The organism is Lactococcus sp. FSL K6-0773, assembly GCF_038006485.1.
Taxonomy (GTDB): Bacteria; Bacillota; Bacilli; order Lactobacillales; family Streptococcaceae; genus Lactococcus; species Lactococcus lactis.
Window position 1 is genome coordinate 886,549 of the sequence record NZ_JBBOVF010000001.1, and the last position, 13,421, is coordinate 899,969.

Sequence of the window (13,421 nt, forward strand, 5' to 3'; positions counted from 1 at the left end):
TAAAAAGCAAAACTTTAAAAGTTGAACGAATGTGCTTTCTAGGACAAATCCAAATTGTCAAATTCTTTTTACAGCTTTATTTTACCAAATTTATTTTAAAATTTCTAGATAAAAAATTACTGACAGAAAATTTTATGAATAAATTTTTTCTGTCAGTAATTTATTTTATGCAAAACGTGAGAATTTCTTGAAGAAACTCAACATGAAAGTAAAGAGAGCGATAATAACCACAAATAGGATTGCTTCTGGTAAAATTGCTCCATTCAAACCAATGGTTTCGCGTAACATTTTTAAACCATAAGTCATTGGTAACCAAGGACTGATGACTTGATATATTTTAGGCGCAAGTTGTAAGGGGTAAGTTCCTGCACTCGTCGCCAGTTGTAGAACTAAGACAACAATCATAAGGAATTCACCAATCTTACCTAGAGCCGTTAAGAAGAAAGTATTGATTGCCATGTAAGCGAAGCTGATTAAAAGTACTGACAACAACATTTCCCACAAATGATTTGGTCTCAATCCAAGAAGAGCAACTGCTCCCCAGACGATGATTCCTTGTAAAAGTGCTACCAAACCATTTGTACCAATTTTCGCCAACATAAATTCGCGACCAGATTTCCATTTTTCACCTGAGAAACCAATTCCAATCACAACATTTGTCGCAAGGGCACCAATAAAGAGAGCAACATTAATCATGTATGGTGTCATTCCTGCACCATTTTCTGGTACATTGTCATGGTCAGTATGTTTAAGTTTCAACGGTGCAGCTACTTTTTTAGCATTTTCATTAGAATTATTAGTTGCTGAGAGAGTATCATCTGCTTTGGTTAACGCTGTTGACAAGTTATTAGCCCCTGTATTTAGCGTTCCCAAACCACTTGTTAAACTTGAACCTCCATTTGCCAATTGTTGTGAAACAGAGGAAATTTGTTGAGCACCCCCTGCCAATTGATTTGAACCTGAAGTTAAAGTTGAACCATTCGCTTGTAATTGTGACAATCCAGAAACTAATTGCATTGTCCCGCTTTGTAAATCTTTTGATTTACTTGCTAATTGTTGAGCGCCAGCGTTTGCTTGATTAACTCCGTCAGCATATTGGGCAAAACCAGAAGTTAATTTTTGACTTCCAGAAGTTAACTGGTCATTAAAATTCGTCAAACCAGCATTTAACTGATTGATACCAGGAATAAATTTTGTGTTTACATTAGTGTTTACTTCGTTCAGACCACCTGAAAGGTCAGCAATTATTTGACTTGCTCCTGGAACTAATGTTTTAAGATCAGCAATTTTTCCAAACATTGGTAGTAGACTTGTAAGACTGTCTTGGACTCCTTTAATATTCTTATTTAAAGATAGTAAATCGGTTTGAACTGCTCCAGCACCAACAGAATTATCTAATGCATTTCTTATATCTGTTTTCTGACTTTCGCTTAAAGTTTTAAAAGTCTCAGTACTTTCAACTGCTGTCTTAGAGGCCGCCACTTGATCATTAGCTAGATTTGTGACCGTAGCTCCAAGACCTTTCAAGTTATTTTGGATATTGGCAGCCAAATTTGGGTCAATCGTATTTTTTTGTAACTCCTGATTTAATTCAGTAAGACCATTTTGTACAGCACTAATATTTTGCTGTTGAGTTTCGGATAAAGTTGTTTTTTGAGCCATTTGACTTAAGCCTTCAGATAATTGTTGCACACCCGATTGCAATTGACTCACCGCTTCTGACCCTTGAGAAATTTGTGAAATTCCTGCTGACAGCTCTTTTGATTTATCAGCCAGTGTTTGTGTACCTGCTGCTAATTGTTGCGTTCCACTGACAAATTGGTCTGCACCAGAAGAAAGTTGTTGTCCCCCATTGGCAGCTTGATTCACTCCTGATACATATTTATTTAAGCCTGAATTCAAATTATTTGCGCCGTCAGTAAAAGTTAAACTTGATGAAGATAAAGTATTCAAATTACTACTTAATTCTTTTGAACCATTTAATGCTGACGAAGTTCCATCAGCCAATTTATTTGAACCGTCAGAAGCTTCTTTCATTCCTGACTTCATATCACCAAGTTTAGCGAAAATTTCTTTGGTGTAAGTTTCCGTGATATTTTTAGAAACCTCTGATTTCAGCTGATTCATCGCACTTTCGCTCATTTTTGATGAAATATAGTTATGACCACGTGTCGTTTGATAATCTAACTGAACCGTTTTTGGTTTCTTATTCATTAAGGTTGTTGCATTTTCTGAAAAGTTTTCTGGAAAAGTGATAACCATGTAATAATCACCTTTTTTTATCCCTTTAGAAGCTTTATACTCCGAAACAAAATGATAATCTAAATCCTTTGATTTTTTCATTTCAGCAATGACATCATCACCAAGTTTGAATTTTTTCCGTTCAATTCAGACGTCTTGTCTAAATTTACAACCGCTACTGGTAAGTCATTCAATTTACCGTAAGGATCCCACATAGAACCTAAGAAAATATAGTTATAAATTGCTGGTACAAGTGCCAAAGCGATAATAACAATAATAAAAAATTTGTGCTTTAAAATGGCTTGCCATTCTTTTTTTAACATCTTTTCCCCTTTCTTTATGGACAATACGTCCAAAAATTGTTACAATACGTATTATAAACTTTTTAGAAAATTTGACAATTATTATCCATTCAGTTTTGGACAGATTTTTAAATCTGTCTAAATAAAGCACTTACATTCTAAAAAGGACGGAGGTTCCCCTATAATGTCCAATGACAGCAGAAAAGATCGTACAAAACTTCAATTACGAGATGCCATGATTCAACTTTTAGGCGAGAAATCTTTTGACCAAATTTCAACGACTGAACTTGTGAAATTAGCTAAAGTTAGTCGTAGTAGTTTTTATACTCATTATCAAGATAAATATGACATGATTGAAGCCTATCAACGTCGACTTTTTGAGACTATTCAATATGTATTTGAAAAAAATAACGGAAATATTCATGCAACGATGCTTGAAACTTTTGAATTTCTAAAAGGAAATCAAATATATGCCGCTCTTCTTTCGGAAAATGGTAGCAAAGAAATCCACCAGTTTATGTTGCAAAAACTCAAAGAACTTATTCAAAGTTCCTTTTTCCCTCAATCTAAACATCTTAAATTAGGAAAATTAGGGGAAATTTATGCGACAACCTACTATGCTAATGCTATTTTTGGAACTACTCAATCGTGGATTCGTCGAAAACAAAAGGAAACACCTACTCAAATTGCTAATCTATTAGTTGAGCTCATAAATTAAAAAAAAAACGGTTCTTTTAGAAGAATCGTTTTTTATCATTCTATTTGGAAAATAACAGCCATTAACAGGTGTTAATCATGTTGCTGAACTTCCAAAATCATATTGCTCAATGTTTCAATCACCATATCTTCATCAGATAGTTCTTGTTTCGTAGCCAATTTTAAAGCTTTTCCAGCTCTAAATACCGGAATATTTTGTTCGCCTACTAAAATTTTTTCTCTTGAATGAACATCATGACTGACTCTGGCTGCACGTTTACGAACCTCAAAAGTCCCAAAATTTGAAATATGTACGGGAGTCCCTTCAGAAATATAGTAAGTGATTGCCTCGACAAAGGCATTGATTGCCTTTGCTGCATTTACTTTTGAAAGTTCTGTACGGTCTGCTACATAATCAATTAACTCCTGTTTCGACGCCATTAACTCATTCCTCCTATTTTCTACATTCCCCTATCATCCTTTTCTTCACTAACTCTAGTGAATTCTTTTGTCATCATATAAATCTTCATAAAAAATCCTAGCTTACGCCAAGATTTTTTGGTTATTTTACAACCATAACATTGCAAGGTGCATGATTAACAACATAACTTGTCGTCGAACCTACTAGCATCCTGTCTAATAATCCCTTACCATTTGAACCGACTACAATCAAATCCAATTCAAATTGCTTTGCAAAATTAATGATTTCTTTCTTTGGATTTCCTGTAAAGGCATGGACTTCAAACTCAACTTCATCATTAATCAGAACCTCAACTTCAGCAATAATTTCTTTAGATTCTGTTTCTAAATCATCCAAATTAATTGCCAAGGCATACGGAGTTCCCCGAAGTCTTGTTTCGTCTTTAACATGTAAAACAAATAATGAAGTTTTATTTCTTTTGGCAATGGCGACTGCTTCGTGAATTGCTTCTTTCGATTGGTCAGAGCCATCAACTGCAACTAAAATTTTCTTGTATTCATCTCTCATTGTAAACGCCTCCTTTACTATATTCTATGATAAAATATTTAAGAAGTCCAACTAAACACTCACTATATTTTTAGAAGAAACTTTTATTTTTAAGACTTTTTTTCCAATTTTACTTAGAAGTAAAAATATAATTTTATGAAAATATTAAATCACTTTTTTTGATATTCTGATTTCTTTATGCTACAATTTAGTTGGAATTTCGTTATGAACCAATTTGGTTCCCTTTCGTATAATAAATAAAGAAAGGAGAATGCACTATGACATTCACTAACAAAAATAAATTTTTCCAATATACAGTAACTCTAGATACTTCTCATAATATCTTCAGAGCATCACTTGTAAATGATTCAAATATTTATGGTGCTGGAGATACTATTGAAGAAGCTGTACAAAACTTAGAACAATTAGTTTAAGGAGAAAAAAATGGGCGAGTATCCCAATCGATAAAGGCATCTACTTTAATTTTGAGAGTAGGTGCTTTTGTTATACTTTAAATAAAAAAAGTTGCTCAATGAGCAACTCCCTTTTTAGTTTCTCTCAGTTACTACTTCTCCACTTGCCTTCTTGTCATTCTTCCAAATAGAAAAGAATTTTCCATATAAAGAAGTAACCAAATAGAAAGTAATAGTTAGAAGCATTGCTAAAGAACTTGCAGAATAGCCATCCATAAGTGCTGTTGCCCATAAAATAATCATGACCACATCAGATAAGAGCCAAAGTGAGTAACTATCCCCATAACCTCTAACAACCAAGATTGAAGCCGCAGCTCCAATAATTAAAGTAATAGCATCCCATAAAGGATTGGTGTCTCCAAGTTTTGTATAAATGACTGTAATTGGCCACCAAAGAACCAACATACTGCTGATTGTCAAAATCCATCCTTTTGTCTTCATGAATTTGACCCCATTTTCAATTCGATGTCCCCAAGTTTTCCAAGTGAAAATCAATGGCAAGTCAATCAGCAAAACAAAAACAATTTGATCTAAAACAGAGGCATAGTGACCAGCAGTCCAGTTAATATAGATATAACCAAAAGCACTAATCAGCCCCAAAAGACCATTAATTGGTTTTCCAATCATCATGTAAACTGTACATGCCGACCCCATTAAGGTAGCAATCAAAGTGATAATTGATAAGACCGTAATTGTTGACGTTAAAAAGAAAGCCAACTGTACTCCTATGATAAACGAAAGCATGATGCTTCCGGCTGTATTAATTGATTTTAGCTCATCTTTGAGCCATTTGAGATAATTTTTCATTCTCATCCCCAATCTAAGAACGTCAAAAAACGTCCACTAAAAATTATATCACGAATAAAAAATTGTCAGACGCTTCCAAATATATTCTTTAGTTTTTTTTTGAGACCAATCATTATCAATTTTGTTCCATAAAAATTTTATTTATCTCTAATAAAGTTGCATAAATAAAAAAGCCGATATTCATCGGCCTTTTCGTTTCTATTTATCCCATCTGTAATAGTGAATCATTTTGATGAACCCAACAATTAAAAATTCGATTCCAAGAAGTAACCACAAAGTTACCCCTCCCCAAAGCGGAGAAAATACTAAAGTAAAACCAGCAATGATACTAATTACACTTAAGAAAATCCCCCAAAATTTACTATTGAAATTAGTCAAAACTGTAAGAGTTACAATTCCATCTACAATCCAACTAATCCCTACAAAAATACCAATAAGGACAAAAAGGGATTCTGCGGCTGCATTCAAATCTGAAAAAACAAAAATTCCTGGAAATAGGTAGATAAATCCCAACAAGAGATGAGAAATTCTCCAGAAATTTCCTTTTTCTTCACTTCTTTTGACTAGATTTGCTCCAATATAAATGACACCCATAATTACGAGTGCTACCCCTACAAGAGCGGCGACAATAGCTGCTGTTTTTGTAGGTAAGAATAATATCAATAAACCAATAATAATTGAAATTATCCCACTAAATCCGACTCCGCGTCGAAGTTTTTCAAAATCTGTTAACATAACTTTACCTCCAAAAAATATTCTTCAATTCTCATTTAATTATAACATAATGGATACAATATTTTATTTATGATGATTAAAAATTACGCTTAGTTGTCTTTATACAAGTCTTTATTTTTATTATTAGTCTTCTTAAAAAAAGTTAATTCAAAAAAAGGAGTACTTTAACTCCTCAAAAATTTTCAAATGATAAGATATAAAATCAAACTTTTATCGTTAGTAATTTCAATTATCTTTTTTATTTGTCACTTTTATCCCTTTACGCTCCGGACTTTTCCAGGTTCCAGACCCTAAACCTAGAATAGTTTTTACTGCTGGAATAAAAGTCGTTACAATGGTTAATGCATTCATTACCCAGTAAAAAAGCATATAAAGTGGAGCAAATAATAGATATTTTACTTTTCTTCCACGGTCATCAACTATTAATGAAGCGACTAATTGAAAAGTTCCCGAAATCATTTCAAAGCAAACAAAGAGAAAGGCCATCGTTAACATGTGATAAATCCGTTCTAAGTTTCCGGTAATGGCAAATTGAAATAAAGACCAGATAAAAATTACTGACGAAATCCAGAAAAAGAATGACCAGATAATGCTGAAACTTTGGTCAATAAACATAATTGTTCGGCCAACGTTGTCAAAAGGGTGTAAAAATACTTTTTTAAAATTAGTCAGCCAAACCTCTGTTCCACCTTTGGCCCACCGTTTCCTTTGACGATAGAGCATTTTCAGAGATTCTGGAACCTCCATAAAAAACATAATACGAGGCGCAAACAATGATAACCAACCGTCCATTTGATGGTCCCAAGCAATACTAATATCTTCTGTGGCTCTATCTTGTCGAAACAAACCGACATCAATTAAGGCATCTTTTCGATACATCGTATTTGCACCACTATAGGCATAAATACTCCCTAGCACACCAAGTTGAGTCCGTTTAATAATTCCTACAATACTAGAAAATTCAACTGTTTGAGATTTCGCAATCAATTTTGCACGATTCTGAACATCCATATTAGCTGTTACTGCTGAGATGTTAGTAGAATCTTGTCGAATAAAATAATTGATATAGCGATTTAAAGAGTCAGGTTCTGGAACAGTATCTGCATCGTTGCTTAAAACTAGTTCTCCTTTTGCAAATCCTAAACCAATATTAAAGGCATGCGCTTTTCCTTTATTTTTTTCAATTCTAATCACGCGCAATTTATCATATTTTTCTTGTAATTCTTTTAAAATTTCGGGAGTTCTATCAGTTGAACCATCATCAGTAACTAGAACCTCATAATTTTCATAATTAATTTTTGTCATTAAATAATTAAGTGTATCTTCAATGACTATTTCTTCATTATGAGCTGGAACCATTATAGTAACAAAAGGTTCAACTTCTACTGGAATATCATCCCAATTCTTTTGCTTATATTTGAACAAAAAGCTATAACATAAGACTCCAATAAACCAGGCGAATCCGCCTAAAATTGGGTAAGTAATTAACACCAGAAATATCAGTGTCAGAATAAAGTCAACAATGCCATTTCCCGTTTGAACAAAACTAATCATTGTTTTCTCCCTTCTGATAAAGTTTTTTCACAAAATCTGTTTCCAAATTTTGCTCTTCTTTGACCGAATAAAAACAAACATTATGGCGAAAATCTTTTGTGCCAAATCGTTCATCGTAAGCTTGATTTATTAACTTTCGTCTTACATCGACACGTTCAGCATCGTACTGCTTTTCTTTTTGTAGAAAATGTTTAAAACGATAATTATTCAAAAAAGTTAGGATAATATACAAAATAGATAGGAAAATAAAAGATATAGAAAGAAAAATGAAAAGAAATAAAAGTGTAGATTTTTCTTCTCTATAAATTATGATATGATCAAAACGTGCTCGATTTGGAAAAACAAAAGGAAAGATAATCCATAAAAATGGTATGATAACACCACACCATCCTAAAAGAGCAATTATAGTTTGAAAAATTTTACTCCCATAATGGCCTTTTTCAAAATAAGGGTCATAGACTAAAGATTTCTTTGCTTCTTCTCGACTGATATTTTTTTTCATTTCAGTCCTTTCTGATCTTTTTTAATTGCACTGTACTCTATAAACTACATTTAAATAATTATCGCATTTTTTTCCTTAAAATCCATCACCAATGTCATTATTTAACTACAAAAAAAGTCGTCTTGATAAATTACCAAACGGCTCTTATTATTCAACTTCTTCTATTTTAAATTATGAACTACTTCATTAACCTAGCACAGTAGATTCAATAAAACAATATCCTTAAATCTTTGAGCATAACCATAAATCTTTCCAAATAAAAAACCGCTCAATAGAGCGGTTAAACTGGTGTATCTTAACGACGACGTTCAGCGATACGAGCTTTTTTACCTGTGAGTGCACGGAGGTAGTAAAGTTTCGCACGACGTACTTTACCGTGACGGATAACTTCGATTTGTTCAACACGTGGAGTGTGAACTGGGAAGATACGTTCTACACCAACACCGTTTGAAATTTTACGAACAGTGTAAGTTTCGTTAATTCCTGAGTTTTTACGAGCGATAACAACGCCTTCGAACATTTGGATACGTTCGCGAGTTCCTTCGACAACTTTTGCGTGAACACGTACAGTGTCACCAGGACGGAAGTCAGGAATATCAGTGCGGAGTTGCGCAGCGTTGATAGATTCGATAAGGTTCATTTTTTTCTCCTCTTGCCCATCATTAAGCAGCATCTAGCAAATTAAGCTCAGCGGATGAACAGTTTTATTAGTATGCAAAAACATACTCAATAAGTATAACAGATTATCCATCCTTTGACAAGTTCTTATTTTTAGTTTTATCAGTAACCAATTTGTTCAATATCAACTTCAGACTGATTAATCATGTCCACAACTTTATGAATAAGATACATTCTCTCATCAAGCGCATGAATTTGCTCTGCACAATTTTGTAGTTCACCACTGAGTTGCTCAGGAATTTGTCCATCATATTTATAACGAACTTTATGTTCCAACGTTGCCCAAAAATCCATTTCCGAAGTTCGTAACTGAATTTCAACTCGACAAGTTTGTTCACTAAATAGATGTCCTAAATTAACTTCGACAATCATATGATAACTACGATAACCTGTTTTTTTAACGTTTCTTAAATAATCTTTTTCGCTAACAACTGTAAAAGCTTCTTGGCTTTTGATAATTTCAACAATCTCATAGATATTTTTAGCATAAGAACAAATAATACGAATTCCTGCAATATCTGATAAATGTTCATCAGCAGCATCGGCGGTCACAGGCAAATCTTTCTTTTTCAGCTTTCCTGCAATACTTTCCGGTGATTTTAAACGATGTTTGATATGCTCAATTGGGTTGATCGCCTCAAAATTATTATAATAGGTATTTAGATTAGAAAGTTGAGTTCTGACAACATCTAAAGCACACTCATATCTGACAAGTTTCTTTTTTAATTTTTCAAATTCTTCTGGTTCAAATCTTGTTTTTAAATAATCTTTTTCCATTTTACTTTAATTCCTATCTAGTCTTATCTTCTTATTAATTTCTTCTCAAATATTTAGTGATTAATAAATTATAATATAATTTCCTTATATTTTTCTTTGACTGGATAATGCTATTTGCTCTAAAAACGATTCACATCATACTTCTAATTATAACATTTCCTGAAAGTTTTTTGTGCGCTTTCTACTGTAAATAATTACTATCAAAAAAGCACCAAATCATTGATGCTCTTATGCAATATTTATTTTAATGTTTTCAATATTTCTAAAAAGTTTTTTTCACTTTCAGAGAGAATAGAATTTTTTTGATAGGCATAATTAATATGAAAGAATTGTTTATCTTCTTCAATAAATGGTACTTTAACTAGATTTTTAAAGTCTTCTGATAAGCGGATATCTGCCATAAGACTGATCCCTAAATTTTTCCTGACAAGTTCTTTTATGGTATGAGCATCATCTAATTTCAAAACTACATTAGCTGATTGATTATATTTTTCATTTAAACGATTAAAGGCATTAAAGTGGATATTATGCTCTCCCAATAAGATAAAGTCTTCATTAAGTAAGTCTTTAAATCCTAATTCTTTTTCATTGGCTAGTGGATGACTATCCGACATAATGATAAAAAATTCTTTTTGAAAGAGTTCTCCTATTTCTAATTGGGGATGCTTAATCTTTTCTAGACTTCCTAAAAGGCTCGAATCTATTTCTTCATTTAAAAGTAGGCTCAAGAGTTCATTAGAACCACCATAAATCATATGTAAGGCATTCAAAAAGTTCAAATTATCTTGCTTTGATAGAAGATATGAACTTATAATTGGCGGAAAACCAACTTTAAAATCTTTCATACTCGAACGATGAATAGCTTTTTTCGTGTGATTTAGTTCAGAGAGAATTTCATTGGTTCTCATTGCCAAAAGTTCGCCCTCCGGAGTTAAATCAACTACCTGATGCGAGGAATCTTTATAAAATAAATCACAGTCATAGTAGGTTTCTAAACGTTTGATTGCGTAAGAAATAGTGGGTTGACTAACCCTGAAATGTTTGGCAACATTGGTGAACGAACGCAATTTTGACAATTGATAAAAATATTCAAGATCTCTTAAATTTAAACTCATGGCTATACTCCTAGAAGCTATTTTAACATAATTTTGTAATTATTCTTAGTGCCATAAGTATTATTGAGCAACTCTAGTTTAATTGTCCATAAACCTTGAGTTTATCTGTTTTGGCTGGATAAAAAACCATTAGAATTATTGTAATGGTTTTTATATTCTATGCTGTCTTTTCAAATTTACGATGTTTAAGGGTAAATACAACATCTGATGCTTTGGCAACTTCATTTTCGTGAGTAACCAGAATCACAATTTTATTATCTTTATGAGCAATTTCTTTAAAGAGTTCAACAATTTGGGCTGTTGTTTCTTCATCGAGATTCCCTGTGGGTTCGTCAGCAATAATTATCTCATGATTTAAAACTAATGCTCTAGCGATGGCCACTCTTTGTTGCTGACCACCTGAAAGTTTACTGACAGGTTTATAAATTAGGTCTGTGCTCAATCCTACTTTATTGAACGCTTCTTCTATTGCTGCTTTTTCATTTTCAAATTTTACTGACGAGATTTTTACGGCTGTTTTGACGTTGTCATAAGCACTCATGTAGGTCAGTAAGTTATAAGCTTGAAAAACGGTACTTACTGTTTTTTTGCGATAATTTGTTAAATTACTTGATTTAATTGCTTTATCATCAAAAGACATACTTCCAGATTTTGGTGTATCAAGTCCGGCAAGCAGGGAAAGAAAAGTAGTTTTTCCTAGCCGGATTGTCCTAGAATGGCATACATCGTGCCTTTTTCAAAACTTTCTGTGACATCTTTAAATAGATAGTCATCGGGGTTGCTATAATAATAAGTTAAATTTTCAACTTTTAGAGTCATCTTTGCTCCTCTCATTTTAAAAATTTACTGACAAAATCTGGTGATTAATTTTTGATAAAAAATGAAGGCGTCAGTAAATTATTAGACTGGTTCTTCTTAGAAATCAATTTGTTAAAACTTGTTTAGGATTCAATCTGAGAATTCCAATACTTGCTAGACCGACAGCGATTAGTGTAATCAAAATCGCAATAGCAACAAGAAGTAAAATTTCACTGACAGAAGTTTTAATATTCAATTTTTCAAGTGCTTTTGCTTCAGAAGCTGATTGTCCAAAGCCAATTGCTCCACCTGCACGCCCCATAAATCCGCCAGCATTTTCTGATGGTCTTTGACCTTCGGTTTTGCCTCCATTTGCTCCTGGAGCTCCTTGCATGTTGCTTGTGCTTGCCGTTGTCTGCGTTGTTTCTTGTTTTAAAAGTTGTTGTCCAACGACATTTCCTACTACATTTCCAGCAGCTGATGCAATACCAACCGAAACAATCATAACCATGAAGAGTTCAAAGAAAAATTGGCCAATAATTTTGAGTTTTGATTCTCCAAGACTCATCAGAACACCAATTTCAAAACGACGTTCGCGAACCATGAGCATCACGATAAGCTCTAAGATAATTGCTCCAGCAATTGCTACAATGAGTACAATATTTCTAGCAAAACTTGCAACATTATTCAATGATGATTTTACATTTTGATAAGCTTGGTCATTTTTAGAAACTTGGAAATTACTGTCATTAACTAATTTATTAGCAGCTTTTACAAAAGTATCTGCTTGTGCAGGATTTTCCATGCTGTAAGTTGCATTTGATACTTTGCCAGTCGTACCTTTGATAGAATTTGCTACAGAAAGTGCAGTATACATTGTATTCATGTATTGAATTGAGCTTTCTGTCGAGCTACTTGTTGTTGTATAGATACCAACAACAGTCATTTTATATGTTTTGTCATTACTATCTTTGATTGTGAAAGTTGAACCCACTTTTAATGAGTTTTGGCTAGCAAGGGTTGATTCAATGACAACATTGTTCGTCCCCTCATCTGAAGCCTTAATTGCGCGTCCAGAACTAATCTTATAAGAATCTGTGAAGCTTGTACTTGCTGCTAAATCATTTGTCCCACTGATTGTGAAATCCTCTTGGGAACCTCCGCCCATTCCTCCTTCACGTCCACCAAACCCACCAGCTGCTTGCGTATCTGTTGATGAACTTGAAGAACTACTACTTGTTGAAACTTTTTCAATACCAGAACTTGCTGATGCTTGAGCCTGATAAGTGAAACTTGCTGATTTTACACCATCAAGTTTGGCAATTTTTTCAGCAGTTGTTTCTGAAATCGTTGGTAAATCAATATTAAATCGTTTACCTGCTTCAGCAGTATCACTTGAACTGCTACTACTTGAACTTGATATTGCACTATTTTGTGCTTCTTTGATAACATTTTGCATGTTAACAGAGAGTGACACGGTTGCTCCAGCTGATTTTTTAGCATTATCAATAGAAACATTAGCTGCACTATTAATAATTAATCCTGAAAGTACAAAAATTAAAATTGCTGAAAAGGCAACAATTAAAAGTATTGTCCGTCCAATTTTGGCTTTAGTGAAAAGCCATGCACGTCTTATAAAATCCATATTTTCCTCATTTCTGAGTCTTCTTCTGATAGACTCTTTTTTGTAAGTCGATTTTAAGCACGTCAGTCAATTTATTAAAAATAAAGACGGAAAGAATGATTGGCTCAACGTCCTTAAAAACCACTTGGTCC

The 13,421-nt window shown here is 33.3% G+C and carries 14 protein-coding genes and 1 pseudogene; 2 read left to right on the top strand and 13 right to left on the bottom strand.

The window, feature by feature from the left end; translation table 11 throughout:
- Positions 1-165 precede the first annotated feature (165 nt).
- Together MHB61_RS04270 and MHB61_RS04275 are read right to left on the bottom strand one after the other, a co-directional pair.
- Entirely contained in the window at positions 166-2,343 is a 2,178-nt protein-coding gene (locus MHB61_RS04270) for a YhgE/Pip domain-containing protein (RefSeq protein ID WP_257012271.1), read from the bottom strand.
- Positions 2,340-2,564 (bottom strand): hypothetical protein, encoded by a 225-nt coding sequence (locus MHB61_RS04275; RefSeq protein ID WP_257012270.1) that lies wholly within the window; start codon positions 2,562-2,564, stop codon positions 2,340-2,342. The genes MHB61_RS04270 and MHB61_RS04275 overlap by 4 nt, the downstream gene beginning before the upstream one ends.
- 163 nt (positions 2,565-2,727) lie before the next feature.
- Here MHB61_RS04275 and MHB61_RS04280 point away from each other — a divergent pair, with 163 nt between their 5' ends.
- Positions 2,728-3,261, top strand: a complete 534-nt coding sequence (locus MHB61_RS04280; RefSeq protein ID WP_003131387.1) for a TetR/AcrR family transcriptional regulator — start codon at positions 2,728-2,730, stop codon at positions 3,259-3,261.
- 71 nt (positions 3,262-3,332) lie between these two features.
- On the opposite strand, the gene MHB61_RS04285 is transcribed toward MHB61_RS04280, so the two are convergent.
- The gene (locus MHB61_RS04285; RefSeq protein ID WP_003131385.1) at positions 3,333-3,680 is read right to left on the bottom strand and encodes an HU family DNA-binding protein; all 348 of its coding nucleotides are present in this window, start codon (positions 3,678-3,680) and stop codon (positions 3,333-3,335) included.
- Positions 3,681-3,801: 121 nt separating this feature from the next.
- Positions 3,802-4,227, bottom strand: coding sequence for a universal stress protein (locus MHB61_RS04290; protein WP_003131384.1), 426 nt, complete (start codon positions 4,225-4,227; stop codon positions 3,802-3,804).
- Positions 4,228-4,484: 257 nt separating this feature from the next.
- Here MHB61_RS04290 and MHB61_RS04295 point away from each other — a divergent pair, with 257 nt between their 5' ends.
- The gene (locus MHB61_RS04295; RefSeq protein ID WP_003131383.1) at positions 4,485-4,640 is read left to right on the top strand and encodes a hypothetical protein; all 156 of its coding nucleotides are present in this window, start codon (positions 4,485-4,487) and stop codon (positions 4,638-4,640) included.
- 114 nt (positions 4,641-4,754) lie between these two features.
- Here MHB61_RS04295 and pnuC read toward each other — a convergent pair whose 3' ends face one another.
- The 9 genes and pseudogenes from pnuC to MHB61_RS04340 form a co-directional block, all read right to left on the bottom strand.
- Positions 4,755-5,486: a nicotinamide riboside transporter PnuC gene (gene pnuC / locus MHB61_RS04300; RefSeq protein WP_003131382.1), complete on the bottom strand. Its 732-nt coding sequence runs from the start codon at positions 5,484-5,486 to the stop codon at positions 4,755-4,757.
- Between the two features lie 198 nt (positions 5,487-5,684).
- Positions 5,685-6,221 carry an HdeD family acid-resistance protein gene (locus tag MHB61_RS04305; RefSeq protein ID WP_014570493.1) on the bottom strand — a complete coding sequence of 179 codons (537 nt, stop codon included), beginning with the start codon at positions 6,219-6,221 and terminating at the stop codon, positions 5,685-5,687.
- A gap of 225 nt (positions 6,222-6,446) precedes the next feature.
- Positions 6,447-7,775: a glycosyltransferase family 2 protein gene (locus tag MHB61_RS04310; protein ID WP_003131380.1), complete on the bottom strand. Its 1,329-nt coding sequence runs from the start codon at positions 7,773-7,775 to the stop codon at positions 6,447-6,449.
- On the bottom strand, positions 7,768-8,277 hold the full coding sequence (locus MHB61_RS04315; RefSeq protein WP_003131379.1) for a hypothetical protein: 510 nt from the start codon (positions 8,275-8,277) through the stop codon (positions 7,768-7,770). Before MHB61_RS04315 ends, MHB61_RS04310 begins: the two co-directional genes overlap by 8 nt.
- A gap of 295 nt (positions 8,278-8,572) precedes the next feature.
- Entirely contained in the window at positions 8,573-8,917 is a 345-nt protein-coding gene (gene rplS / locus MHB61_RS04320) for a 50S ribosomal protein L19 (RefSeq protein WP_012897519.1), read from the bottom strand.
- Between the two features lie 140 nt (positions 8,918-9,057).
- Positions 9,058-9,732 carry a GTP pyrophosphokinase gene (locus MHB61_RS04325; RefSeq protein ID WP_137016196.1) on the bottom strand — a complete coding sequence of 225 codons (675 nt, stop codon included), beginning with the start codon at positions 9,730-9,732 and terminating at the stop codon, positions 9,058-9,060.
- Positions 9,733-9,971: 239 nt separating this feature from the next.
- Complete coding sequence (locus MHB61_RS04330) at positions 9,972-10,847, bottom strand: LysR family transcriptional regulator (protein ID WP_137016199.1); 876 nt, start codon at positions 10,845-10,847, stop codon at positions 9,972-9,974.
- 157 nt (positions 10,848-11,004) lie between these two features.
- Positions 11,005-11,666, bottom strand: a pseudogene (locus MHB61_RS04335) (ABC transporter ATP-binding protein).
- 103 nt (positions 11,667-11,769) lie between these two features.
- A complete protein-coding gene (locus MHB61_RS04340) occupies positions 11,770-13,290 on the bottom strand; it encodes an ABC transporter permease (protein ID WP_137016201.1) in 1,521 nt (506 codons plus the stop codon).
- Between the last annotated feature and the right edge of the window lie 131 nt (positions 13,291-13,421).